Raw genomic sequence first — 23,190 nt, 5'->3', positions numbered from 1 at the left:
ATTTTCGTACAGCGTACGATTCCCATTCGGAGGAAAAGCCATGAAAGCCCCGCAGCGCGCACATCCCGAAGCCCGGCAGTCCATCGGCATGCGTGCCGTGGTCCGCGAAACGTATGGCGGTCCTGAAGTCTTGGGGGAGGAGCACCTCCCGAGGCCGGAAGCCGGCGCCAAGGAAGTGCTGGTCAAGGTCCACGCCGCTGGAGTTGATCGCGGTGCTTGGCACATGATGACTGGCCTCCCGTACTTGGGACGGCTTGCCTTCGGGATCGGGAAACCACGGTATCCGGGCCTGGGCATGGATCTCGCCGGCATAGTTGAGGCGATTGGGCCTGGCGTCACTAAGTTCCGCGTGGGTGACGCGGTGTTTGGAAGCGGCCGGGGGTCCTTCGCCGAGTATGCCGTGGCGTCCGAGGGCAAGTTGGCCCCCAAGCCCGGGGGCATCACCTTCGAACAGGCTGCGATCGTGCCGGTGTCAGCTCTCGCGGCACTCCAAGGCTTGCGTGCAGGCCGCGTGAAGGCCGGCCAGAAAGTCCTCATTACCGGCGCATCCGGCGGCGTCGGAAGCTACGCGGTCCAGTTGGCCAAGGCCCTTGGCGCCGAGGTTGTGGCAACGTGCAGCTCCGGAAAGATGGACTTCGTGCGCAGCCTGGGCGCCGACCGGGTGATCGATTACGCCAGTGAGGACTTCGCGGATTCAGGGCCCTACGACCTCATCCTCGATATCGCAGGCAATCCCGGCATCCGCCGAATGCGTCGTGCCCTCACGGCAACGGGGACGGCTGTGATCACCGGTGGTGAAGGTGGCGGCAAATTCGGCGGAGGCCTGCACCGCCAGTTGGGGGCCATCATCTTGTCGCCCTTCATCAGGCAGCGATTGACCATGTTCTTTGGCGTGGTCAACGCCGATGACCTCAATGAGCTAACCCAGCTCATTGAGGAAGGCAAAGTCAGCCCGGCCCTGGAAAGGACCTTCCCCCTGGCCCAAGCGGCTGATGCGCTGCGCTATCTGGAAGACGGCCACGCGCGCGGGAAGATCGCGCTCACTGTCTGATAGCGATGGCCGGTCTGATAGGGACGGCCGGCGGACACGAAGGCCGGAACCACACCTGCGCGTCGCTAGGATGGGGGAGTGGATTCTGCCTTTAACCTTCGCCCTGCCCGCACCAGCGACGTTGCGGCGATCAAGAGGCTGGTGGCACGCCTGGCCGACGAACGGATCCTCATTTCCAAGGAAACCGTCGCCTACTACGAGAGCCTCCAGGAATTCCAGATCGCCGAATCCGCCGAGGGGGAGGTCATAGGCTGTGGCGCCCTCCATGTCATGTGGGAGGACCTTGCCGAAATCCGGACTCTTGCTGCTGCTGATTCATGGCGCGGCAAAGGGGTGGGCCACAAGCTGGTGGAGAGCCTCATTGATAAGGCCCGCGAGCTGGGAGTCAGCAGGGTATTCTGCCTGACTTTCGAAGTGGACTTCTTTGTCCGCCATGGCTTCGAAGTGATGGCGGACCAAAGCGCCGTGGATCCTGAGGTCTACTCTGAACTCCTGCGCTCGCATGACGAAGGTGTTGCCGAATTCCTGGATCTGGCACGCGTCAAACCCAACACCTTGGGCAACACCCGCATGATCAAGCACCTCTAGCCACACCTGCAACACTCCAGCCAAAAGCCCGCGAATTATGGGTGATTTAAACTCCCTTCTTTTATCTAAAGTTGATGGATAAACTGGTTGAGGCTTGCTGGGGAGCTTCCGCCACATCGGTCATATCGAGAGAAGATCATGCAGTCCCACGCGTCCTTTTCAGGCATTTCAAGCATTTCAGAACTACAACTCAGCGTGCGCGGTCCAGTGTTCACACCCGCCGATCCAGGCTTCGCAGACGAAGTCGCCGCATTCAACCTTTCCACCCAACACCAGCCGGATGTTGCCTTCGGCGCCCTCGATGCGGAGGATGTCTCGGCTGCAGTGAAATGGGCTGCAGAACGGGGAATGCCCGTCGCAGTGCAGTCCACCGGCCACGGTGCCACCAATGCAATCGAAGGCGGCCTGCTCATCAGTACCCGCCGCATGCTGGAACTCAGCATCGACCCCGTCGAAAAGACAGCCCGTGTAGGTGCGGGCGTTCGTTGGAAGGCAGTTGTTGACCTCGCATCGACCTTTGGCCTCATGGGGCTTTGCGGTTCAACAACGGACGTGGGCGTAGTGGGTTACACCCTGGGCGGCGGACTGCCGATCATGGGCCGCAAGTACGGCTTCGCCTCTGACCACGTGATCGCCTTCGAGCTGGTCACTGCCGACGGTACCCAGCGGCGGGTTACCAAGGACGAAGACCCCGAGCTCTTTTTCCTCCTCCGCGGAGGCAAGGGCAATCTCGGCATTGTCACGGCCATGGAATTCCACCTCTTCCCGAATCAGGACATTTTTGCCGGCGGGCTCTACTTCGCCGGCGTCCACGCAGCCACCGTCCTCCAGCAGTTCAGCGAATGGGTGCCGTCGCTCCCCACTGAAGCATCGGCGTCGTTGGCTTTCCTGCGCCTGCCGGACATGGACATCATTCCCGAACCGCTGCGGGGAAAGTTCGTGGTCCACGTCCGCTACGCCTTCCAAGGTGATCCGGCGGTTGCCACCCAACTGTTGGAACCCATCCGCCAGTGTGCACCGCTCATGATGGACGCCACCGGGCCCCTTGAATCCACGCAGTTCGACACCATCCACCAGGACCCCGACCAGCCTGTGCCGGTCCGGGAACGGGGTTTCCTGCTTGACCGGCTCGACGACCCCGCCAAGGAAGCCATCCTGCGGCACTTTGGCCACGGCGTCGAAAGTCCCGTCCTGCTGGCTGAACTTCGCCTGCTGGGCGGGGCCTTGGCAGAGTGCGCCGATGGCGAAGACGTCGTGGGAGGCCGCGATGCGGCCTTCAGCTTCTTCATGGCCGGGATGGCCGTCCCACCTCTCGCTGGGCTGCTGCCCGTGGTGTACGACGCCGTTCGCGAGGACCTGCGCGAGGCCTCCAATGGCGGGACTTTCGTGAACCTGCACGGTCACTTCGTGGACGCCGAGGACCGGGAGCGGGCCTGGGGTCCGACCGTCCGCGAACGGCTGCGTAAAGCCAAGGCGGAGCTGGATCCGAAGAACATGTTCAGCTTCGGCCACGTGGTTGGCTTGCCGGTGATCGACCAGACCGTTCTCCTCGAGGACGTTGTCACTGCCGGCGGCGACGCCGTGCTGGGCAACTAGGAACCCGCCATGTTTCCGGACTTCTCGGCGTTCCAGATCGATATCCCGCACGGCTCCTGGCCGCACGACACTGAGTGGTCCGGGGCCGGACACCCGCACCACGAGATCTCCGGCGACTTCTGGCCGGACGTCCAAGTGAGCCATGAGGCACCAGCGAAAGCGGCAAACGAAGGCGGATAGCCGAAGGCTGCCAACAGGGGATACTCCGGGCCTACCGTGGTCACTGCCGCCGGTAGTAGGGTCAGAGCACCACACCACTGCAGGCTCAGGAGCATCCCATGAAAAAGCTCATCAATGATCCACGTGCGGTGGTGGACGAATCCGTCGAGGGTTTCGGCATGGCACATGCCAACCTTGTGGACGTCCACCCCGACCCGAAATTCGTCGTCCGCAAAGGTGCGCCGGTGGCGGGCAAGGTTGCCCTGGTTTCCGGAGGCGGCAGCGGCCACGAACCTCTCCACGCAGGATTCGTGGGGCTTGGCATGCTGGATGCCGCTGTTCCCGGGGCAGTCTTCACCTCGCCCACACCGGACCAGATCATCCCGGCCACCACGGCAGTCGACTCGGGTGCCGGCGTCGTACATATCGTGAAGAACTACACCGGTGACGTCCTGAACTTCGAAACTGCCGCGGAGATGGCCCAAGCCGAAGGCGTGGCTGTCCGTTCGGTACTCGTGAACGACGACGTTGCCGTGGAGGACTCGCTGTACACGGCCGGTCGGCGCGGGGTGGGCGGTACCGTCCTCGTGGAGAAGATCGCGGGCGCCGCTGCTGAGCGGGGTGACGACCTTGACGCCGTGGCCGGCATCGCCGAGCGGGTGGTGGCCAACGTGCGGACCATGGGCGTCGCGCTCTCCGGTTGCACCGTGCCGCACGCCGGAACACCGAGCTTTGAACTGGCCGAAGACGAGATTGAGATTGGCATCGGCATTCACGGTGAACCCGGGCGGCACCGGATCCCCATGGAAGGGGCGGATGGGATTACCGACCGCCTCCTGGAACCGGTCCTTGAGGACCTGTCCATCGGCTCCGGGGACAAAGTGTTGCTGTTCGTCAATGGCATGGGCGGTACCCCGTTGAGTGAGCTGTACATCGTCTACCGCCGGGCAGCGAACGTGCTGGCAGAACGTGGAGCCACGGTGGAGCGTTCCCTGGTGGGCAACTACGTGACTTCCTTGGAGATGCAGGGCTGTTCCGTCTCCGTGCTGCGGCTCGATGACGAGATGACCACCCTGTGGGACGCTCCAGTCCACACCGCGGCCTTGCATTGGGGAGCGTGAGCATGGGATTGGGCGTCGATTGGGCCGTCGGCTGGCTGAGGCTCTCGGCAGAGGCCATGGCCGAACACCGCACTGAACTTATTGAGCTGGACCGGGCCATTGGCGACTCGGATCACGGCGAGAACATGGACCGCGGTTTCCAGGCCGTGCTCCAAAAGCTCGACGAATCGCCACCGGAAACGCCCGGCGCGGCACTGAAGGCTGCGGCCATGGCGCTCATGTCCAAGGTTGGCGGTGCGGCCGGGCCACTCTACGGAACGGCGTACTTGCGTGCTGCCATGGCGTTGGGCGATGCCACGGACCTTGATGCCGCAGCCGTGCTGTCCGCCTTGGTTGCGGCGCGCGACGGCGTTGTTGCCCGCGGTAAAGCCGAGCCCGGTGATAAGACCATGATCGATGCCTGGACCCCCGCGGTGGAGGCGGCACAGAAGGTGGCCGACGACGGCGGCGATGCGCTCGCAGCCTTGGAGGCCGCCGCGGAAGCCGCTGAGTCCGGAGCCGTTGCCACCGAACCCTTGGTTGCCCGCAAGGGCCGTGCCAGCTACCTGGGCGAGCGGAGTGCCGGCCACCGCGACCCCGGTGCGCAGTCCACGGCACTGCTCCTTCGGGCCGCTGCCGCCGCCGCGAAACAGGGCACGGTCGCATGACCGTTGGGATCGTGGTGGTCTCGCACAGCAGCAAGATCGCTGAAGGTGCCGTGGAACTCGCCGCCCAGATGGCGCCCGACGTCGGACTCGTCGCCGCCGGGGGAACCGACGACGGGCGGATCGGCACCAGCCTCGAGAAGGTGCTGTCCGCCGTCGAGCAGTCCCTTTCTGACGCGGGTGGCGAAGGGGTGGTGGTGCTGACGGACCTGGGCTCTGCAGTGATGACGGCGGAGTCCGCCATGGAGTTCGCCAGCGATCCCGATGCTGTGCAGCTGGCCGATGCGCCTTTGGTGGAGGGGTTGGTGGCCGCGGCCGTCGCCGCCCAAGGAGGTGCCGCCGTCGGGGATGTACGCAAGGCTGCGGAAGCCGCGGGAGGTGTGGCGCCGGATGCCGGTCCTGTGGTGCGGGGTGAGCCGGATGCCACGGCCGAATTCGAGCTCATCAATCCCATGGGCATCCACGCCCGGCCGGCAGCCAAGATTGCCGGTGGCCTGTCTGGCCTGGACGCTGAGGTGACCATCAACGGCGTCGACGGGGCATCCATGATGGAACTGATGGCGCTCGCCGCTGGCCAGGGAACGAACCTGCACGTGGAGGCCCACGGCGCGGATGCACAGAAGGCCGTGGACTATGTGGGCAGGCTGGTGGAGGAGGGCTTCGGGGAGCTTTGAGTTCAATCGTTTTCGCCCAAAATATTGATAAGTATCCTGATTAGTGATGTTGTAGAGATACAGGTTCACAACGAAAGAGGTGCAACATGGGTGCGGACGACAAAGCACAGAATGCTGGCGAAAAGATTGCAGGCAAGGCCAAGGAAGCGGCTGGAAAGCTGACTGACAACGAGCGCCTCGAAGCCGAAGGTAAGGGCGAGCAAACCAAGGCCGACCTCAAGAATGCCGGCGAGAAGGTGAAGGACGCCTTCAAGAACGACTAGGAATTGGGCAGGGCCGCTGGTTGCAGCGGCCCTGCCTTGTGTTCGACACAGCATGGAAAATCCGTAAGGGGAGAACCGTGAACTTACTGGTGAAACTGTTCGGCCTGGCGGTCAGCCTCGGAGCCGGCGCGTTGGCAAACAAGACCCTCGAAGGGTTGTGGGAGAAGAAAACCGGGAAACCTGCGCCCAAGGACGGCACTGACCTGGACGCTTCCTTGCCCGGCGTGCTCGTGTTTGCCGTAGTCTCTGCCGCGGTTGGTGCCGTGGTGCACGTCCTCACCCAGCGCGGCACAAAGAGTGCCCTGGCCCGCATGAAGAAAACAGCAGACGAGGTGTAGCGAATGGCCATAGCAAAGTACCCCAGTGTTGTCATCGATTGTCCGGATGCCCCCGCTTTGGCGGCCTTCTACGGAGAACTTCTCGGCTGGGAAGTCACCCGCGACGACGGCGACTGGGCAGATGTCCGCCCCGCCGATGGCAGCAACTGCATCTCCTTCCAGCAAGTGGACGTCTACCAAGCGCCCGTCTGGCCCGGACAGACCATTCCGCAGCAAATGCACTTTGACGTGATGGTGGAAGACCTGGATGAGGCCGAGAATGCTGTCCTGGCCATAGGTGCCACGAAGCACGACCACCAGCCGGGCGAGACTTTCCGGGTGTTCCTGGACCCGGCAGGGCATCCGTTCTGTTTGTGCGTTTCGTAGCTGGTTTCGCGGAGGGCCCGGTACTGCGTTCGACAGTGCCGGCCCTTTTGTCTGGGTTTGTTGCCGGGCTTTTTTGTGCCGGGCTTTGTTGCCGGGCCTTGTTGCCTAGCCTTGTTGCGCGGCCCATTCCTCGACGCGGCGGTTGCTTTCTTCTTCGGACAGGTCCTCCACGCGGGTCATGATGGACCAGCGCACGCCGAAGGGATCGCGGATGCTGGCGTAGCGGTCGCCCGAAACGAAGGTGCTGAATGGTTCGCGCACGGTGGCCCCGGCTTGCTCGGCGCGCTGCACCAGGCCGTCAGCGTCCGCGCAGTAAAGGCCCATGGAGTAGCAGTCGTCCTCGCCTTCCGGCGCGGGGACAAGGTGGTAATCGGGGCTCGGCTCCCCGAGCTGCAGGTGGCCGTTGCCGAAGTCGAGTTCGGCATGGACCACCACGCCGCCCATCTCCGTGGTGCCAACGACGCGCGCGCCGAACACGTCTTTGTAGAAGTCGATGGCCGCCTTCGCGTTCCTGACTGCGAGGAACGGGGTGAGGCTGGTCAGGCCCTTGGGAACGCCGTGGTTGGTGTGTTCTCCGTGGGCGGCCGTGGTTGATTCGGTGCTTGTAGTATCGGACATGTCTTTGACGCTACGCTTCCGCGCGCTGGCATCGCTTGGAGATTTGCGACAACTCTTGTTCGAGGGCGGGTATGGATCATTCATTCAAAGGAGTCCTTTACCCCGCCCGCTTGCCCACGTTCCACCGGCTTCCGGCACCTGCTTCGGTGGAGCATCTGGTCCAGTGGTTCTGGATTCCGGAGTGGGACATCGAACCCGGCCGTACTTCGCGGCAGCACGTGATTGCGTACCCCGCTTGCAATCTCGTGGTGGGGCTTGATGGCGTGGATTTTGCCGGCCCGACCACGCGGGTGGGGCACCAAGACCTCTCCGGGCGTGGGTGGGCGGTAGGTGCGCTGCTGCGGCCCGCTGCCGTCCCGCTTTTCACGGACGACCCCCGTGGAGTCCGCGACGCGGAAGTGGACTTTGCCGCCGTCGAACTTCACCGTACTGTCGCCGCAGCGATGTCGCCTCCCCCTCTGGAAGCGGACGACGGCGGCGCTCGCCGGGAGCGCGCGGTGGATGCCTTTGCGGCGTGGCTGGCTGTATTTGCCGGAGCCGGGGTGTCCGAGGAAGCGCTGCTCGCCAACCGGATGATGGATCTCTTGGCTTCCGATCCGTCTGTTCTCCGTTTGGAGGACGCGGCCGCGGTGCTGGCCGTTTCGCCACGGACGTTGCAGCGGGTGGCGCGGAAGTACGTGGGACTCAGCCCGGCGGCGCTGATCCGGCGTCGTCGTTTGCAGGACGCGGCTGAGCGGGCGCGGTTGGACGCTTCAGCGGATCTGGCGGCGATCGCTGCCGAGCTGGGCTACGCCGACCATGCGCATCTCACGAATGACTTCCGGAAGTATTTGGGATTCACGCCGAGTGGGTACCGGCGGGCAGTTGCGGGGGACTAGTTCGCTTCCTTGTCCTCGCCGGAGTCGGGTCTGGGTTCGGGTTCGCTGGCGGAGCCCGGTTGGCCGGCCGAGCCGGGTTCGTTGGCGGAGCCCGGTTCGCTGAGGCGGCGGCCGAACGCGGCGCCGGCGGCGTCCGGCAAGACGTTCGAGCCGAGGCCGAGCGTGCGGGACTTCAGGGAGCCGCCCAGGATGTTGCCCTCGCCTTTCATGAGTCCTTTGAAGCCCTGCTCGGCTACTTGGGCGGCATCGTCCTTTTCTTCCGCGCCGACCCTTGTGTCCAGAAGGTCTGCCTTCTCGAAGAAGGGCGTCTCGGTGGGGCCGGGAAGGAGTGTTGATACGGACACCCCTGTGTCCTTCAGCTCGTTGCGGAGTGCTTGGCTGAACGACTGGACGAAGGCCTTGGACGCGCCGTAGATCGCCTGGAACGGGGCAGGGGTCCGGGCGATGATCGAGGACGTGAACAGGATCCGGCCTTCATTGCGGGCGGCCATGTCCCTGGCGACCCACTTGGCGATACTGACCGTCGAGGCTACGTTGAGGTCGATGATCCTCAGTTCCTGCGCGAGGTCCGTCTCGATGAACGGGCCGCCTGTCCCGATTCCGGCGTTGATGGCGGCTGCTTCGAGGGGCTTTCTGAGTGAGTTGATTGCGGATTGCAGGGTTGATGCGCCATGCCTGTCCGCGAGGTCGATTTGGAGGGGGATGGGTTCGCCGCCCAGGCCCTGCAGGCTCCGGGCGGCGCTGCGGATGTCCTCTCCGTCCGCGACCATGACTGTGTCGAAGCCGTTGCTGAGGAATTGCCTCGCGAGTTCGAAACCGATGCCGGACGAGGCGCCGGTGACCAAGGCGAGGGGGCGGTTGTTGAGGGTCATGACGGTCCTTTGCTTCGTTCCTCACTATTCTAAGGGTGCTTAGTATTTGTTGGGGAGGGGTTCGCTGTAGGAGGGCCGCCGATTGTCAGGTTGGGTTCTTTGGAGTTGCTGCGGGGCTGTCAGGAAAAGGCTTTGGAGGGCCTAAGCTGACGGCTTTTGGGGGCGGTGCCTGACGTCAGGTTGGGGTGTAGTTCAGCCGGGCAGTTGAGTGACGGGCCCTCGGATGCAGGGTCGCTGAGACGATTATGCAGGGGACAACGAAGGCTACCAAAAGGGGTCTTTGGTAGCCTTCGTAGTTCTTTCTAAATTGGCATTACTCGATGTTGGTGATCATCACGTGCTTGACCTGCGAGTACTCGTCGATGGAGTGCGCGGAGAGTTCCTTGCCGTATCCAGACTCGCCAAATCCTCCAAATGGCATTTCCGGAACGGTGGAGAGGTGCCCGTTTACCCAGACCGTTCCGAACGCGAGCTCTTTCATGAATCGGGTCGTACGGTTAAGACTGGATGTCCAGACGCTTGCAGACAGACCATACGGTACGTCGTTCGCTAGCGAAAGCATCTCATCGTCCGATGATGCCTTTTGGATGGTGACGACGGGACCAAAAACTTCGCGCTGTATGAGTTCGTCGTCTTGAGCTACGTCTGTCACTACCGTGAGTGGAAAGTAGAAACCCGGTCGATCGATGCGTTCCCCACCCGTACGTATGTTCGCTTTCGTGGACTTGGCTCGCTCAATAAAGCCAAGAACACGGCTTAGCTGCCGCTCCGACACGACAGGGCCGATCTGCGTTTTTTCGTCCGAGGGATCACCTACAACTACGGTTTCCACATGTTGGAGGAAGCGGTCCAGGAACGCATCATAGGCGTTCTCGTGAACGATGATCCTGCAGGCGGCTGTACAGTCCTGGCCACTGTTGGCGAAAGCGGCAAGGGAAAGCTGCTCGGCAGCGTAAGCGATGTTTGCGTCATCGAAGACGAGTACGGGGGCTTTGCCGCCCAGTTCAAGGTGGACTCGCTTGAGGGTCGCTGCGGCGCCAGCCGCGATCTTGCGGCCGGTCCCCGTATCACCTGTGAGGGAGACGAGCCCTATGTCTTGGTGATCGACGATCGCCGTGCCGGTTGAACCATCGCCCAGGACGATATTGAGAACACCTGGAGGGAAGACGTCGGCGGCCAGTTGGGCGAGCTTAACCGTGGTTACAGGTGTGACCTCTGATGGTTTGAGGACCACGGTATTGCCTGCAGCCAGGGCCGGGCCGATCTTCCAGATCGCTTCGAGCAGCGGATAATTCCACGGCGTGATCAGTCCAACCACACCGATTGGCTGCCGGATCACCATGGAGGTACTTCCGCGCTCGTAATCTGCCGTGGCTCCGCCGTCGTTGACACGGACAGCTCCTGCATAGAAACGGATCAGGTCAACGATCAACGGCAGCTCTTCACGGGCGTTGGCGATAGGCTTGCCCACATTCCGGGATTCCAGTTGCGCGATTTCTTCGCTTGCCGCTTCGACCTTGTCTGCCAGCTTCAGAAGGTATTGAGACCGTTCCTTGGGCGTCGTCAGCCGCCACTCACTGAAGGCCTTCTTCGCGGCAGCGACCGCGGTATCGACCACTTCGCGTGACGCAATCGGGGCACGAGAGACTTCGATGCCGGTGCTGGGATCGAAGACGGGGAAGGACTCGCCTCCCGGCGCGTCGATCCATTCACCGTTGATGAAGTGCTGCAGCTGCAGGCCGGTGCGGGTTGCCTCAAGAGTCATCGGTTGTCCTCCTTGATCAAGTCTGCGGCCTTGGCCCCAACCATGACCACCGTCATGTTCGGATTCACGCGGACAAGTTCGGGGAATATGGATGCATCGGCGATGCGCAGACCATCGATGCCGCGTACCCGAAGGCGCGGATCCACGACTGCTTCGGCGTCGTCAGCTGCACCCATCTTGCAGGTGGCGCTCGGGTGGTAGACCGTGTTGGAGTATCGGCGGGCGTAAGCGCCGAGGTCCTCGTCTGACTGCACTTCGGCGCCGGGTGATACCTCTTTGACGATCCAGTCTTTGAGGGCGCTGGTTTCGGCCAGTTTGCGTCCGAGTTTGATTCCTTCGACCAAGAGCTTTTCGTCGCGTCCCTCGGGGTCGGTGAAGTAGCGCGGGTCAATGAGCGGCTTGTCTTTGGGGTCGGACGAGGCCAGTCGAACCGTTCCCTTGCTTGCTGGCCGGGCTACGTTCGGGGCGAACGTGAAGGCACGCTCGGGGCGCGGCAGGTCATCGAAGGGAGGCTCGTGCAACCAGTAGGTGAAGTGGCCGATGGTGACCTGGATGTTGAATTCCTCTTCGCCAAGTACATCTGCGTAGAAACCAAGGTCGAGGCCGTTGATGCTTTCTCCGGGGTCTTTTGCGGACTCCCAGGTCAGCGGTGTTTCGATGTGGTCGGAAAGATTCGACCCAACACCCGGCAGGTCCAGTACGACATCGATGCCATGCTCACGCAGGTGGTCGGCCGGACCAATACCTGAGAGCATCAACAGCTTGGGCGTGTCGATGGCCCCGGTGGAGATGACAACTTCGCGAGAGGCTCGGAAGGTTCCCTTGTTCGTTTCGATGCCCACTGCACGGCCGTCCTCGATGAGGATGCGGTGTGCCAGGGTCTCCAATTGCAGAGTCAGATTGGACGGCAGATCCGATGTTGGGTAGAGATAGGCGACAGCGGTCGAGACCCTGACTCCTTCTTCTTCATTCAGGGAGACCCACGAGATGCCTTCGCTGTAGTCGCCGACGGTGTTGTCAACCGTTTTGTAGCCCTGCTCGTTCGCCGCTTCAATCCAGGCTTGGGACAGTTCCGAGTTCTGGGTCACGGGATGGACTTTCATCTCCGGGAAGACCTGGTCGAAGTACTTGGCCGTGCCAGCCGCGTCCCAACCGGTCGCGCCCAAGGCGCTCCACCTGTTCATGTCCTCGTCCGGCGCCCTCAGTGCCCAGCAGTCGTTGTGGGAGCTGCAGCCGCCGAGCATTTTCGCGCGGCTGATTCGGAGCAGGGAGTTCCCGCGTTCCTGTTCGACCAACGGGTAGTCGTAGTCGTACTTGGGATTCCCGACCAAGGCCAGTGATTCCTTGAGCAGGAGGACTTTGGGGTCGTGCTCGAAGGCTTCGCCACCTTCAATCAGGCATACAGTCACCGACGGGTCGTCGGAGAGGCGTCGCGCCAAGACGGCACCGGCGCTGCCGCCTCCGACGATGATGTAATCGAATTCTGTCTGGTCTTTCACGAAAGTTACTGCCTTCCAATGCGTTGATAAACGTTCGGTTTCTTCCTCCGCAGTACCTCTGCCGTGACGATGCCAATCACAAATACAAACAGTGACGACAAGAGCATGATGTTCGACAGCAGTTGCGACCCTCCGATGAGGGAGGGGAAGTTGATGACGCCGAGAATATCCATCACTACGAGGGCCACGAAAGCCAGGGCCGGAGCGATGAGAGTCTTCCAGCGGGAAAGGGTGGGGTCCGGGTTCTTTCGGAAGTAGAACACGGCGGCAAGGCTGGTCAGCGTCATGGCAACCATGATGGTGAAGGCGGCTGCTCCGGCGAACCATGCGTAGATTTCCGCAGCCGACAGGCCAAGTACGATGAGGATTCCTGTGAGTACAAGGTAGGTCGAGCTCACCGTGATAGATGCCCTGTGGGGGGATTGGAATCTGGGATGGGCCTTCCCCAGCGCAGCGGGAAGAATGCCATCGACCCCGAGCGACCAGGTATAGCGGGTGGTGACGTTCTGAATGGCCAAGTGCGCGGCCAGGATGCTGGTGATCAGCAGGACGTTTGCTGCATCGCTGAGGATGGGTCCGCCGAATTGTGTTGCTACAGCAAAGAACGCTCCGGCCGGGTCTTCGGTTGCACGGGCCAGGGCCTCAGAAGTTCCGAGTCCGGTGATGAGTGCCCAGGCGGTAATGGTGTAGAAGAGGCCGATAAGCAGGACGGTGATCTTGGTTGCGCGGGGGATGGTTTTGTTTGGGTCGCGGGTTTCTTCACGGTAGATTGCGGTGGCTTCAAAACCCGTGAAGAGTGCTACGGCAAAGACCAAAGCGATGCCAAGCTGGCCCGACGTGAACGCTGAGGGAGTGAAGGGCTCGAAGGAGATTCCGGATGCCCCGCCTTGGGCAAAAACAACGACGTCGAAGATAACGACAACCAATACCTCGCAGGCCAGGAGAATGCCCAGCACCTTCGCTGAAACGTCGACCCTGAAATACGCCAGTGTTCCTACGAGTACCCAGAACATGAGCGAAAACACCCACCAGGGGATATCGGGTCCGCCATGGCTTGTGACGAACCCCTGCACGGCCAGACCGGCGAAGCCGTAGAAACCCATGCCGATGGCGACGTAGGAGGCAAGAATCAGGAAAGAGGATCCGAGTCCAACGCGTCGGCCGAGGCCTGCAGTGATGTAAGCATAGAAGGCGCCGGGGTTGGGGACCGAGCGCGTCATTGCGCCGTACCCAACTGAGAAAAGCAGCAGCACGGCCATGGTGGCAAGGAAGACACCTGGCGCTCCAATGCCGTTTCCCGCGGCAATAATAATGGTGATGTAGCCGGCGGTTCCTGCCAGAGGGCCGGCAAAGGCCAAAGCGGCCAGAACCAGGTCAGCCGTCCCGAGATGGCCTGCGAGGCCGGGTTTTGAGGTCTTAGTGGAAGTCACTGGACTGGCCAAGCCATCGTCACTGCTTCCGAGGGTTTCTGTACTGCTCATGGAACTGCTCCAAAATTCTTCAAGGCGCCAAACGGGCTGGGTGAATTCCTCCCGATTACCCCGCGACGGGTTTTCATAGGGGGCATACGGTCGGGGCGGCTGCTTTTCGCAGTTCCGCTGTGGCTGTCCCAGGGGTGATCTGGATCATGCAATCGACATTATGGCGTGATGCAAGTCGCTGCCATTGGAATCTTCACGAATGCGCTGAGTTATGGTTAGCAATACTCCAAGTCGTCGTGCTGCCCGAAGACACGGAAGCGGGAGGCGGTATAAAAACCGCCTCCCGCTCCGTATTTTCAGGCCTGGTGCTTGTTATGAGCCCTTTGATCCATTCGATGCTTCGAGGCTTTGACGGAGCCCCTGCGGCAAGGGTAGGGATCGGAACCCGTCATGGTCTGTGCGATGAGTCCAGACGTGTTTGGTCCGCACGGAGCAGGCCGGACTGCCTTCCCTGGTAATGGTGGTTTCGAAAACGAAGCTTGTCGTCCCGATCTCGGATACCCGCGACGTGAGCTGCAGGAGATCATCCAGCGCTATTCCGTCGCTGTAGTCTGCGGAGCAGGCCACCACGGGCAGCCCGAACCCCTTAGCCAGAATGTGGCTAAGGGGTTCGTAGTCGCGGATCAGCCACTCCGAAAGACCGGCTTCGTGCCAGCGGAAGACGGCAGCGAAGTAGATGACGCCTGCAGCATCGACGTCGCCAAGTGCGGCGCGGTATTCGCGTGTCAGGGGAGCTGTCATGTCGTCAGCTGTGTCCAGGATCGGCTCACCAGTGGACGGTCGCTCCGGGGATGACCGGGTCCAGTTGGCGGTTCCATTTGGCTTCGGAAATGTCCACTTCCGGTTCCTGGCCAGTGAGCAGCTGGCTGATCAGCTTGCCTGTCATCGGTCCTGCCGAGTTGCCGAAGACGTGGCCGGCGGCCATGACCAGGCCGGGAGCGATTTCGTCTATGACGGGAACCATGTCTGAAGTGAACGGCAGAACGCCTGCCCAAACCCTGTCGATGCCGACCTTCTTGAGCCCGGGGAAGTCGTTGATCGTGTCTTCGGCCAGCGCCTTGAGACCATCGAGGCTTGGGAACAGGTCCACTTCAGAGGGATAGTCCATCGGGCAGCCAATGAGGATTTCGCCATTAGCACGCTGGGCTGCGAGCGTGAGGAGCGAGTAACCTGTTTCCTCCTCGATCTTGCTCCGGAAGAGGTCATCGTCCCAGCTGGGGAGGTTTCGGAACAAAGAGTACGTTTTTGTGGCATTGGGCCCGTAGACGACCGGTTTGATCTGCTGCGGCAGTGGCTTGGTGGCCATGACCTGCAGGCGCTCCCGACCGATGGGTACTTCAAGGCCGCTGGCTCGCATCAGTTTTTCGGTCCAAGCGCCGGAGGCAATCACGACCTTGTCCGCGAAGAAATTGCCCTCGTTGGTTTCAACGCCGATGATGCGGTCCCCGGAGAAGATCAGCTTCGAGACGGTGATACCCTCGCGGAGGGTGGCCCCTTCCGCCCGTGCGCCGGCCGCGAGGGCGGCGACAACCGTTGGGGTGTTGATTTGTGCGTCGTTGGCGCAGAAACTGGCGCCAAGTACGTCATCGCGGATGGGACCGACAAGCGATCGTACTTCCTTGCCATCGATCAGTGACATGTCCAGGCCGTCAGCCTGCCTCGCAGCGACGAACTCTTTGAAGACCTGCTCTTGACGGTCGTCGTAGAAGTAGATCAGGCCGCCTTCTGCCCGGAATTCAAATGGAACCGGAAGGTCTTGGCGGAGCTGGTCGTAGAGGGAGCGGCCCTTGAGGGAGATGTTCAGAGCCCATCCGGGGTTGCGGCAGTGCAGCCACACGAAGCCTGGATTCCGGCCGGAGGCCCCGTAGCCCACATGCTTCTGCTCCAAGAGGGTGACATCCAGCCCCTCGCGGGCAGCGAAGTATGCCGAGGACGTGCCAACGAGGCCGCCTCCTACAATAAGAACTGAGTTCGACACTTAGTTGGTCCTTTCGTAGATGTCGGTTTCGAAGTAGGGGGAAACTTCGATCGCCTGTGCAGGGTCGTGGTCACCGAGGTTCTGGTAGTACGCGGCGCGGGAAATCCGGTACTGGCCGGCCCGGTGCATTTCAGCGAACATTTCCGCGGTCTTGACGGCGACAAGGTTCGGGTTGATGACGGGAAGATCAGCGAGCTCTGTCCGTCCCTGTTGGATGGCCAGTTCATAGCAGGCGGAGACGATGGTGCAGCCGATCAAGATGGCTTCAGCGCCAGTCCTTTCGAGTGCCGACTTAACCACCTCGTAGGTGTCCGTGGCGCAGGCGTTGGTGTCCTTAACCATGTCGTCGACGAACCAGCCGACGGCTTCGATGTTGCGGCAGTTGGCGTCGGTCCCGTAGATGCGCAGACGGTCTTCAAGTTCGGGTACGGCCTTGTGGTGGTCCGTGACGATGGCGTATCGGTGTCCGTACATGCGGGCCAGGGCTGTCGACGTTTCCAAGGGCCCGATTACTGGGATGTTGACGAGCTCCCGCGCCTCGGTCAGTGCGGGATCGTAGAGGCATCCGATGACAAAAGCGTCGTAGCCGGCTGCTTCTGCGGCCTTGGCTGCCTTGAGGATCTCGACTTGGACAACCTGCTTGGGGGCGTAGTAGTCAATATTCCTGGGTCCGGCATTAAGGTGCCAGATATCGAGCTGCGTGGTATCACGCAGTGAGTGCTCAAGTACTTGACGGATCAGATCGTCGAACTGTTCCGTACCGAAGGGGTTGAGGAAACAGATGCGCAAGGGCGCGGTGGCGTTCGTGTTCATGGGGTCGAGGCTACGCTCGTTGAAAACATCCTCGGAATAGGTGGATTTCCAATAGCTAACGCTTTGGTTCTGTAAAAAGCCAAAAGATCCGTCGCTCTGTGCTGGTTACGACAGCCGCCGAGTAGAAGGTCGTAACTCTCATGAAGATCTGGTGCAGGATTGAGTATTCATCCAATAGAGCTTCACTGCGCCAAGGGTAACTATGGCTGGGACAACCTAATGACCCCGCTGTGGGGTCCATCTACATCTTGGAGACGATGCTGAATGACCAGGACCCAGCTGCAAGGCTCGACGGGACTCTTCTTCGATGAATTTGAAATCGGGCAGTCCTGGACTTCCCCGGCACGCACCATCACCGAAGCTGATGTTGTGATGTTCGCGGGGCTGTCTGGCGACTTCAACCCACTGCATACCGATGAGGAGTACTCCCGGACAACCCAGTTCGGCGGGCGAATCTTCCACGGTCCGGGTGTTTTCGCCGTTGCCACGGGGCTGGAATCCCGCCTCGGCATTAAAGAAGGGACGGCGATAGCGTTCCTCGGAATGACCTGGAACCTTAAAGGTCCGGTGCGGATTGGTGACACCATCCGGGTTGAACAAGTGGTAGCTGCGAAGAAGCCCTCGGGTTCCAAGCCTGACCGGGGAATCATCACCTTTGATGTTTCTGTCGTCAACCAAAAGGACGAAGTCTGCCAGGAGGGTCAGTGGATCGTCATGTTCAAACGGGAGCAGGCGTGAGGACACCGGCGACGTTCTCAGCCGTCTTACGCGAACGCGCAGGTACCCACCCCAACCGGGACGCCGTCACGGATGGGGCATTGAAGGTTTCCTACGGCCAGTTGGACCGTACCGCCGACAGGTTGTCAGGCAATCTTGTTGAAGCCGGAGTCCGCCCGGGTGATCGTGTGGTGCTGATGGCGGATAATTCCGCGATCCACTTGGCAGCAGCAGTGGCCATTTGGCGGGCAGGAGCGGTCCTGACCACCTTGTATGCTTCCTCCGGAGCAGCTGAAGTTACGTATGCCCTTGAGAACTCAGAGGCGACAGTAATGGTGGCCGACGAGCGAGCAGCGGCAGTCGCCGGCTCCTTGGAGCAAGTGCCGACGGTCGTAATTATTTCCAACGCCGATTTCGCCGTCGAAACCGAGGCGGATACGGGAATCCTGTCGGACGCTGAGACCTCTCCTGATTCTTTGGCTCTGATTTGCTACACCTCGGGCTCCACAGCGGCGCCGAAGGCGGTCATGCACTCACATGCAGGATTGCTTGCTGGCGCCTTGTCCTACGCTGCTGTCTGGCATCTGGGCCCGCAGGACCGTACGATCGTGTGCCTGCCCATGGCCTGGGCTTTTGGATTGGTGACAACGTCCATGGCCACTCTGGCGTCTTCCGGTGAGGTGATCGTCCTGGCACGGACAAAACCTGAGCTGATCGTCGATTCTTTGACGCGCTTGGGTGGCACGTTCCTGGCAGGTGTCACGACGATGTTTGGAAAGCTGACGGAGTATCTGGACTCTCGAGGGCCCATCAGCGTTCCGGCACTGAGGTTGTGCATTTCCGGTGGTGAGCCCCGCAACGAGGCCGTCTTTGAGCGTTGGCGCGAAGCCACCGGCTGTGTGGTTCATGATGTGTATGCCGCCTCCGAGTGCTTCCCGGCTGTGACGTATGATCCTTACCTTGACCCCACCCCGGTACTTGGATCCTCGGGAAAAGTAGCCCCTGGCAGCCAGATGCGCATCATCGATGCGCAGGGTACCGCAGTGCCTGCCGGTCAGGTGGGGGAGGCGCTCTGGAAGGGGCCGGCTCATTTCCTTGGCTACTGGAAAAATCCGGAGCAAACCGGGAAGGCCCTCACCGAGGATGGCTGGTACCGCACCGGTGATCTGGTAAGGGTTGATTCCGATGGCTATGTATTTGTCGAAGGCCGGCTTTCGGACATGATCATCCGGGGCGGCAGCAATGTCTCGCCCTCCGAGGTGGAAGCGGTCCTGGGCACGCATCCTGACGTGCGCAGCGCGGCCGTCGTCGGCCTTCCCGACGAGATGTACGGTGAGCTCGTCGCCGCGGCCCTTGTTCTGCGGGAGGCGGCAGTACTGGATCCGGAAGGCCTCAAGCGCCACTGTGCCGGACGCCTCGCGGCCTACAAGATTCCTGGTGTGTTCGTATCGGTGGAAACTTTCCCGCTCAACTCCCGCACGGGCAAGGTTGACCGTCGGGCCGTCAAGGCAGACCTGCAGAAATCCGGGGTGAGCGCATGAGTACGCTCCGCATCGCCACAGCCCAATTCCAGCTCCGGCCGGAGATCTCCCTGGAGTCATTCTCCGACCATGTCGCAGGAGCAGTTTCCAATGCTGCTGATGCAGGTGCGCAATTGCTGCTGCTTCCGGAGCTGGTGACCACGGGCCTGCTGGCCAGCCACCCCGACCAGTCCGCTTTGGAACCCGGAGAGATTGACGAGGCATACCGTACCCTGCTGCCCTATATTGCCGACCATTATGTGGACGTAATGTCGGGCTTTGCGCGAAGGAGCGGCCTGACCATCGCCGGCGCAAGCAATATCCGCCGGCATCCGGATGGAAGCCTTCGAAATACCGGCTACTTTTTCCATCCCGATGGGCGAGTCGATGAACAGGACAAACTTCACCTGACGCCACCGGAACGCGCGATGGGGATTACACCAGGGGACACCATTACCCTTTCGCGTGTAGAGGGATTCACAGTCGGCATTCAGATCTGCGCCGACATCGAGTTTCCCGAGGTTTCCAGAGAGCTGGCTCTTCGTGGGGCCGACCTGTTGTTGGCGCCATCGCTGACTTGGAACACCCGCGGCGCAAACCGCGTCCGGTACGGTGCTCATGCGCGGGCTATGGAAAACCAGCTCTACGTTGCGGTGTCCCCGTTGGTAGGGCACAACGGGATCCCTTACGGTTCCCCCCTTCGGTGCACTGGTTATGCCATGGTTACCGCACCCTTGGACCGCACCTTCGGACTTAACGACGGCGTCCTCGCTGCGCATGAGGATAATCGCCAAGAAGGTTTGGTTCTTGCGGATCTGGACACTGAGCTCTTGGCAGCGTCCAGGGCGAACCCTGAGCCTCCGGGCCTGAAATACATCCGCCCTGACCTCTACGAGTCGATACGGAATACAGGTGCAGTGCACCATGTCTGAGGTCGTCTTCAGCCACCGGATCCGGGTGAGGTACCACGAGACGGATGCTCAGACCTTCCTTTTCAACTCCCGCTACCTTGAGTATGCAGACGTCGCGATGACGGAGTTCTTCAGGTCTCTTGGCTGGACTTACCCGCAAATGTTGGCCGAAGGCTTTGACCCGTCCGTTGTGAAAACTTCCCTGGAGTTCCGCAGCCCTGCACGATTGGACGACCTGGTTGAAGTCCAGGTCAGATGCTCCAGAGTCGGCACTTCCAGTCTCACACTTGGGTTCGTTTTCTTTGTGGATGACCTGAACATATGCGAGGTCGAAAGCGTTTACGTCAACGTCGACTCTTCCATTGCCGCCTCCCGTTCCATACCCGAGGCCATAGCCTCGAAGCTGAGGGCAGCAACCTTAAACCCCCGTGATTTACCAACACTAGGAGTACGAACATGAAGACCAGGCTGACCGAGCTGCTGGGCATCGAGCATCCCGTCCTTTCGGCAGGCATGGCAAGGGTTGCCCAAGCTGACCTGGTTGTGGCTGTCAGCAACGCCGGAGGCATGGGTTGCCTCGGTGGGGTCAGCTTCCTTCCTGATGCCCTGAGGGCAGAGATAAAGGACATCAAGTCCCGCACGACCAAGCCGTTCGCAGTCAACCTCCTCCTTCCCGAGATCCTGACTTCGGAGGATGACAGCAGTTGGGCGCCGGTGCGGGAACTCTGGGAGCGGCTCTCCAATGAGGAACGTACCAAACTCAAAGGCGTCGAGGCCCTGCTCACCAAGGGTGCGGTGCAGGGGCAGGTGGATGTCGTCATGGACGAAGCTCCACCTGTCGTTATCCTTACTTTTGCGACGCCCCGCGAGTTCATTGCCCAGTGCCACGAAAAGGGCATCATCGTAGGAGCTCTGAGCGGTTCGATCGGAAACGCCCGCCGGGCCGTTGAAAACGGTGTCGACTTCATCATCGCGCAAGGCACCGAGGGCGGCGGACACACCGGCCATGTCGGTACCATGGCGTTGATCCCAGGCGTCGTGGACGCCGTATCCGTGCCTGTCGCTGCGGCTGGAGGCATTACGGATGGGCGAGGCCTGGCGGCTGCATTGAGTCTTGGTGCCGAAGCTGTGTGGGTGGGAACACGTTTCATCGCCTCGAACGAGGCCTACGGTCATGACGCCTTCAAACAGCGCGTCGTTGAGGGACAAAGCAAGGACACCGTCCTAACCCGTTCTTACACCGGCAAGCCGCTGCGTGCTTTCCGAAACGATTGGACGGCGCAGTGGGAGACCCGCGCCGCTGAGATCTCCAACTTCCCAGGGCAGTACGCCGTCGCCGGAACACTGGTGGAAACCGGCTATCAGGACGGTGACCTGGCCACCGGAATGATGCCGGCGGGGCAGGGGGTGCAGAGCGTCCGTGCGATCCTGCCCGCTGGGCAAATCGTCACAGACATGGTTGAGGAAGCTCAGAGTATCTTCAACCGCTTCAGCTAGGGCAACAGTGGCCCCGGCGATGATCCACGATGGAATCAGCGCCGGGGCTCTTCTGTGGTCAGAGTCATGGACTAGGGACTCCCTGCGTGCGAGCCATCGCGCGCCTTTAGTCGGAAGGAACGGCGCCGATCGACCCCGCAGCCTGCTCTCCCGAGTCGAGGGGACTTTCTGCGGCCAGTGCTGCTCGGGCCACTCCTGGTTGTTTCGCTCGCGGCACCCGAACCACGCGGCCTGCAGCGGTTCCGGCCTGCTCCGCTAACCGGGCCAGATGGACTGAGGCTATGACGTCGGGGGAGCGAAGCGAACCTCCCACGATGTCCTCGATCTTCTGTAGCCTGTACCGGAGCGAATTGTGATGAATATGCAGCGCCTTGGCTGCGGCCATTACATCCAGCTCAGCAGTAAAGAAGGCGTCCAGGGCTTCCAAAAGAATGGGCTTGTCCTGAAGCGCTCCGATCGTGTCGAGGGACCACTCAGCCATGCGTTCGAGGCCCACGTGGGCCAACAGACGTGTGGTGAATTTGAAGTCGTCATAGCTGAATATTCTTGCCCCAGGCTGCTGGCGCGCCTGTTGGAGGGCCAGTACAGCGTCGTAATGCGACGTGCTGGCCTCGCGCACATGGTTGATTGACCGGCCCAGCCCAACGACCAGACCGGGGTCCTCGGCCAACAGTAGAGACAGGCCCTGGCTGAGGACCGCGGGATCAGCTTCGACCAACACCGCAGTGCTGGTACTCCGACGGCAGACAAGAGCCGTAGCACCGACCTTGAGCAGGGCGCGGCCGATGCGTTCTTCCAAGGGGCGCGCCAACGCGGATTTTCCGGTCTGGGGGCCGTAGCTGACAATGTCCAGCACCCGCACCACCGTTGAAAACACGATTCCCAACGACGAAGCCCGACCAGCCAGAACATCCGGGCTGTCGTACGGTTTCAGATTCAGCAGCTGTTCAAGGACCGAACTGCGAACGGCCTGATCCTGGTTGGCCACCAGAACGTCAATCCGGTCTGCGGCATCAATGAGCGAAGCGGCCACCCTCGCAGCCGCCCTGACATAGGAGCTGACAAAATGATCCCTTCGGCCACCGACCAACAACCAGCGCGCACTTCGGGAGGCAGTCTCATCGAACCGGACCGCCAAAGCATTCCACCCGGACGAATTGACTTCGGTTTCCGGAAAGGCCGACCCGGCCACTTGCTCCAGCAGCAGTCTTACCGGAAGCACACCTTGGGAAGCCAGGACCTCGCCGGAAGCGGCCACCATGGCAGCACCCCCGCCGCAAATCTTGGCCAATCGCGTCAGCAGCGCCGGCAAAGGTTCACGGGGACCCAAGGCAGCGACCAGGGACTGCTGCATGGTCACCATCTTGTTGAAACGCACCGCGTCCGGGCTCGACTGGAACCTGTTGACCGTGTCGATCAGATCGGCGAACCGCGTAGTTAGCGGAACTTCAAGAACTGGCAGCCCCGCCGTCACGAGTCCATCTATCAATTCACTGCGAAGCATGCCCCGATACGTCTCAGGTAGGGCAACCGCAACGGCGCCCACGTCCTTGATCTTCACGAGCAGGGATTCAAGTTCTTCGGTGTCCTTGGGGACAGAGCCCAAGATGAGGACCAGCTCATTGCGGCCGAGCCCATCAAGGTCCTCGGGCTCCACAATAATTTGGGCGGACTCCACCGGACTGGCGCGCATCGTGTCGAGCACCCGGATGGGCCGCAACTGTAAGGCAGGGTGCGCCAGCAAGTCATTGATGGTACAGGGCAGGCCCGCGGCCTGTTCTCCATCATGTTCGGGGGGCCCTTGGGGCCGGTCCGTTGAGTCTGGCATAGCCAGAGTTTAT

25 protein-coding genes are annotated in these 23,190 nt (G+C 61.4%); 16 read left to right on the top strand and 9 right to left on the bottom strand.

Annotated elements, in window-relative coordinates; genetic code table 11:
- The first annotated feature begins 40 nt into the window (after nt 1-40).
- The 10 genes from ACIPV6_RS21370 (at nt 41) to ACIPV6_RS21325 (ending at nt 6,800) form a co-directional block, all read left to right on the top strand.
- Nucleotides 41-1,051, top strand: coding sequence for an NAD(P)-dependent alcohol dehydrogenase (locus ACIPV6_RS21370; RefSeq protein WP_400272828.1), 1,011 nt, complete (start codon nt 41-43; stop codon nt 1,049-1,051).
- Between the two features lie 78 nt (nt 1,052-1,129).
- Nucleotides 1,130-1,639, top strand: a complete 510-nt coding sequence (locus ACIPV6_RS21365; RefSeq protein WP_400272827.1) for an amino-acid N-acetyltransferase — start codon at nt 1,130-1,132, stop codon at nt 1,637-1,639.
- Nucleotides 1,640-1,846: 207 nt separating this feature from the next.
- Complete coding sequence (locus tag ACIPV6_RS21360) at nt 1,847-3,235, top strand: FAD-binding oxidoreductase (protein WP_400272826.1); 1,389 nt, start codon at nt 1,847-1,849, stop codon at nt 3,233-3,235.
- Between the two features lie 9 nt (nt 3,236-3,244).
- The gene (locus tag ACIPV6_RS21355) at nt 3,245-3,415 is read left to right on the top strand and encodes a hypothetical protein (RefSeq protein WP_400272825.1); all 171 of its coding nucleotides are present in this window, start codon (nt 3,245-3,247) and stop codon (nt 3,413-3,415) included.
- Between the two features lie 98 nt (nt 3,416-3,513).
- The gene (dhaK, locus tag ACIPV6_RS21350) at nt 3,514-4,515 is read left to right on the top strand and encodes a dihydroxyacetone kinase subunit DhaK (RefSeq protein WP_400272824.1); all 1,002 of its coding nucleotides are present in this window, start codon (nt 3,514-3,516) and stop codon (nt 4,513-4,515) included.
- Nucleotides 4,516-4,517: 2 nt separating this feature from the next.
- Nucleotides 4,518-5,162 (top strand): dihydroxyacetone kinase subunit DhaL, encoded by a 645-nt coding sequence (dhaL, locus tag ACIPV6_RS21345; protein ID WP_400272823.1) that lies wholly within the window; start codon nt 4,518-4,520, stop codon nt 5,160-5,162.
- On the top strand, nt 5,159-5,833 hold the full coding sequence (dhaM, locus tag ACIPV6_RS21340) for a dihydroxyacetone kinase phosphoryl donor subunit DhaM (protein WP_400272822.1): 675 nt from the start codon (nt 5,159-5,161) through the stop codon (nt 5,831-5,833). The genes dhaL and dhaM overlap by 4 nt, the downstream gene beginning before the upstream one ends.
- An 86-nt stretch (nt 5,834-5,919) precedes the next feature.
- On the top strand, nt 5,920-6,096 hold the full coding sequence (locus ACIPV6_RS21335; protein WP_397325462.1) for a CsbD family protein: 177 nt from the start codon (nt 5,920-5,922) through the stop codon (nt 6,094-6,096).
- Between the two features lie 77 nt (nt 6,097-6,173).
- A complete protein-coding gene (locus ACIPV6_RS21330; protein WP_400272821.1) occupies nt 6,174-6,434 on the top strand; it encodes a DUF4235 domain-containing protein in 261 nt (86 codons plus the stop codon).
- A 3-nt stretch (nt 6,435-6,437) separates the two neighbouring features.
- The gene (locus ACIPV6_RS21325; protein ID WP_400272820.1) at nt 6,438-6,800 is read left to right on the top strand and encodes a VOC family protein; all 363 of its coding nucleotides are present in this window, start codon (nt 6,438-6,440) and stop codon (nt 6,798-6,800) included.
- A 105-nt stretch (nt 6,801-6,905) separates the two neighbouring features.
- On the opposite strand, the gene ACIPV6_RS21320 is transcribed toward ACIPV6_RS21325, so the two are convergent.
- Nucleotides 6,906-7,418: a VOC family protein gene (locus tag ACIPV6_RS21320; RefSeq protein WP_400272819.1), complete on the bottom strand. Its 513-nt coding sequence runs from the start codon at nt 7,416-7,418 to the stop codon at nt 6,906-6,908.
- A gap of 71 nt (nt 7,419-7,489) precedes the next feature.
- On the opposite strand from ACIPV6_RS21320, the gene ACIPV6_RS21315 reads away from it, so the two are divergent.
- A complete protein-coding gene (locus ACIPV6_RS21315) occupies nt 7,490-8,296 on the top strand; it encodes a helix-turn-helix domain-containing protein (RefSeq protein ID WP_400272818.1) in 807 nt (268 codons plus the stop codon).
- On the opposite strand, the gene ACIPV6_RS21310 is transcribed toward ACIPV6_RS21315, so the two are convergent.
- The 7 genes from ACIPV6_RS21310 to ACIPV6_RS21280 all read right to left on the bottom strand — a co-directional run bounded on the left by ACIPV6_RS21310 (nt 8,293) and on the right by ACIPV6_RS21280 (nt 16,704).
- The gene (locus ACIPV6_RS21310; protein WP_400272817.1) at nt 8,293-9,168 is read right to left on the bottom strand and encodes an SDR family NAD(P)-dependent oxidoreductase; all 876 of its coding nucleotides are present in this window, start codon (nt 9,166-9,168) and stop codon (nt 8,293-8,295) included. The two genes, ACIPV6_RS21315 and ACIPV6_RS21310, sit on opposite strands and share 4 nt — an antisense overlap.
- Before the next feature lie 313 nt (nt 9,169-9,481).
- Nucleotides 9,482-10,933 carry an aminobutyraldehyde dehydrogenase gene (locus ACIPV6_RS21305; protein ID WP_400272816.1) on the bottom strand — a complete coding sequence of 484 codons (1,452 nt, stop codon included), beginning with the start codon at nt 10,931-10,933 and terminating at the stop codon, nt 9,482-9,484.
- Nucleotides 10,930-12,432, bottom strand: coding sequence for a GMC family oxidoreductase (locus ACIPV6_RS21300; RefSeq protein WP_400272815.1), 1,503 nt, complete (start codon nt 12,430-12,432; stop codon nt 10,930-10,932). The genes ACIPV6_RS21305 and ACIPV6_RS21300 overlap by 4 nt, the downstream gene beginning before the upstream one ends.
- Nucleotides 12,433-12,437: 5 nt before the next feature.
- Nucleotides 12,438-13,913 (bottom strand): APC family permease, encoded by a 1,476-nt coding sequence (locus ACIPV6_RS21295; RefSeq protein WP_400272814.1) that lies wholly within the window; start codon nt 13,911-13,913, stop codon nt 12,438-12,440.
- 312 nt (nt 13,914-14,225) lie between these two features.
- A complete protein-coding gene (locus ACIPV6_RS21290) occupies nt 14,226-14,654 on the bottom strand; it encodes an acyl-CoA thioesterase (RefSeq protein WP_400272813.1) in 429 nt (142 codons plus the stop codon).
- A gap of 25 nt (nt 14,655-14,679) precedes the next feature.
- Nucleotides 14,680-15,891, bottom strand: a complete 1,212-nt coding sequence (locus tag ACIPV6_RS21285) for an NAD(P)/FAD-dependent oxidoreductase (RefSeq protein WP_400272812.1) — start codon at nt 15,889-15,891, stop codon at nt 14,680-14,682.
- On the bottom strand, nt 15,892-16,704 hold the full coding sequence (locus ACIPV6_RS21280; protein WP_400272811.1) for an aspartate/glutamate racemase family protein: 813 nt from the start codon (nt 16,702-16,704) through the stop codon (nt 15,892-15,894). It abuts the gene before it with no gap.
- Nucleotides 16,705-16,968: 264 nt separating this feature from the next.
- Between ACIPV6_RS21280 and ACIPV6_RS21275 the strand changes: the two genes are divergently transcribed.
- The 5 genes from ACIPV6_RS21275 to ACIPV6_RS21255 are packed head-to-tail and all read left to right on the top strand — an operon-like array spanning nt 16,969 to nt 21,349.
- A complete protein-coding gene (locus tag ACIPV6_RS21275) occupies nt 16,969-17,442 on the top strand; it encodes a MaoC/PaaZ C-terminal domain-containing protein (RefSeq protein WP_400272810.1) in 474 nt (157 codons plus the stop codon).
- The gene (locus tag ACIPV6_RS21270) at nt 17,439-18,962 is read left to right on the top strand and encodes a class I adenylate-forming enzyme family protein (protein WP_400272809.1); all 1,524 of its coding nucleotides are present in this window, start codon (nt 17,439-17,441) and stop codon (nt 18,960-18,962) included. The genes ACIPV6_RS21275 and ACIPV6_RS21270 overlap by 4 nt, the downstream gene beginning before the upstream one ends.
- The gene (locus ACIPV6_RS21265; protein WP_400272808.1) at nt 18,959-19,873 is read left to right on the top strand and encodes a nitrilase-related carbon-nitrogen hydrolase; all 915 of its coding nucleotides are present in this window, start codon (nt 18,959-18,961) and stop codon (nt 19,871-19,873) included. The genes ACIPV6_RS21270 and ACIPV6_RS21265 overlap by 4 nt, the downstream gene beginning before the upstream one ends.
- Entirely contained in the window at nt 19,866-20,312 is a 447-nt protein-coding gene (locus ACIPV6_RS21260) for an acyl-CoA thioesterase (RefSeq protein WP_400272807.1), read from the top strand. Before ACIPV6_RS21265 ends, ACIPV6_RS21260 begins: the two co-directional genes overlap by 8 nt.
- The gene (locus tag ACIPV6_RS21255) at nt 20,309-21,349 is read left to right on the top strand and encodes an NAD(P)H-dependent flavin oxidoreductase (protein WP_400272806.1); all 1,041 of its coding nucleotides are present in this window, start codon (nt 20,309-20,311) and stop codon (nt 21,347-21,349) included. Before ACIPV6_RS21260 ends, ACIPV6_RS21255 begins: the two co-directional genes overlap by 4 nt.
- A gap of 106 nt (nt 21,350-21,455) precedes the next feature.
- On the opposite strand, the gene ACIPV6_RS21250 is transcribed toward ACIPV6_RS21255, so the two are convergent.
- Nucleotides 21,456-23,177, bottom strand: coding sequence for a helix-turn-helix domain-containing protein (locus ACIPV6_RS21250; RefSeq protein WP_400272805.1), 1,722 nt, complete (start codon nt 23,175-23,177; stop codon nt 21,456-21,458).
- Between the last annotated feature and the right edge of the window lie 13 nt (nt 23,178-23,190).

It is taken from the genome of Paenarthrobacter sp. NPDC089988 (assembly GCF_044748465.1).
Taxonomy (GTDB): domain Bacteria; phylum Actinomycetota; class Actinomycetes; order Actinomycetales; family Micrococcaceae; genus Arthrobacter.
The sequence above is the reverse complement of the archived record's forward strand: the minus strand, read 5'-3'. Positions and strand labels throughout refer to the sequence as shown.

Coding starts and splice junctions, on each gene's coding strand:
- ACIPV6_RS21370 (WP_400272828.1), top strand. CDS start 41: ATGAAAGCCCCGCAGCGCGCACATCCCGAAGCCCGGCAGTCCATCGGC.
- ACIPV6_RS21310 (WP_400272817.1), bottom strand. CDS start 9,168: ATGACCCTCAACAACCGCCCCCTCGCCTTGGTCACCGGCGCCTCGTCC.
- ACIPV6_RS21325 (WP_400272820.1), top strand. CDS start 6,438: ATGGCCATAGCAAAGTACCCCAGTGTTGTCATCGATTGTCCGGATGCC.
- ACIPV6_RS21250 (WP_400272805.1), bottom strand. CDS start 23,177: ATGCCAGACTCAACGGACCGGCCCCAAGGGCCCCCCGAACATGATGGA.
- ACIPV6_RS21305 (WP_400272816.1), bottom strand. CDS start 10,933: ATGACTCTTGAGGCAACCCGCACCGGCCTGCAGCTGCAGCACTTCATC.
- ACIPV6_RS21290 (WP_400272813.1), bottom strand. CDS start 14,654: ATGACAGCTCCCCTGACACGCGAATACCGCGCCGCACTTGGCGACGTC.
- ACIPV6_RS21260 (WP_400272807.1), top strand. CDS start 19,866: ATGTCTGAGGTCGTCTTCAGCCACCGGATCCGGGTGAGGTACCACGAG.
- ACIPV6_RS21295 (WP_400272814.1), bottom strand. CDS start 13,913: ATGAGCAGTACAGAAACCCTCGGAAGCAGTGACGATGGCTTGGCCAGT.
- dhaM (WP_400272822.1), top strand. CDS start 5,159: ATGACCGTTGGGATCGTGGTGGTCTCGCACAGCAGCAAGATCGCTGAA.
- ACIPV6_RS21255 (WP_400272806.1), top strand. CDS start 20,309: ATGAAGACCAGGCTGACCGAGCTGCTGGGCATCGAGCATCCCGTCCTT.
- ACIPV6_RS21275 (WP_400272810.1), top strand. CDS start 16,969: ATGACCAGGACCCAGCTGCAAGGCTCGACGGGACTCTTCTTCGATGAA.
- dhaL (WP_400272823.1), top strand. CDS start 4,518: ATGGGATTGGGCGTCGATTGGGCCGTCGGCTGGCTGAGGCTCTCGGCA.
- ACIPV6_RS21320 (WP_400272819.1), bottom strand. CDS start 7,418: ATGTCCGATACTACAAGCACCGAATCAACCACGGCCGCCCACGGAGAA.
- dhaK (WP_400272824.1), top strand. CDS start 3,514: ATGAAAAAGCTCATCAATGATCCACGTGCGGTGGTGGACGAATCCGTC.
- ACIPV6_RS21315 (WP_400272818.1), top strand. CDS start 7,490: ATGGATCATTCATTCAAAGGAGTCCTTTACCCCGCCCGCTTGCCCACG.
- ACIPV6_RS21280 (WP_400272811.1), bottom strand. CDS start 16,704: ATGAACACGAACGCCACCGCGCCCTTGCGCATCTGTTTCCTCAACCCC.
- ACIPV6_RS21335 (WP_397325462.1), top strand. CDS start 5,920: ATGGGTGCGGACGACAAAGCACAGAATGCTGGCGAAAAGATTGCAGGC.
- ACIPV6_RS21355 (WP_400272825.1), top strand. CDS start 3,245: ATGTTTCCGGACTTCTCGGCGTTCCAGATCGATATCCCGCACGGCTCC.
- ACIPV6_RS21265 (WP_400272808.1), top strand. CDS start 18,959: ATGAGTACGCTCCGCATCGCCACAGCCCAATTCCAGCTCCGGCCGGAG.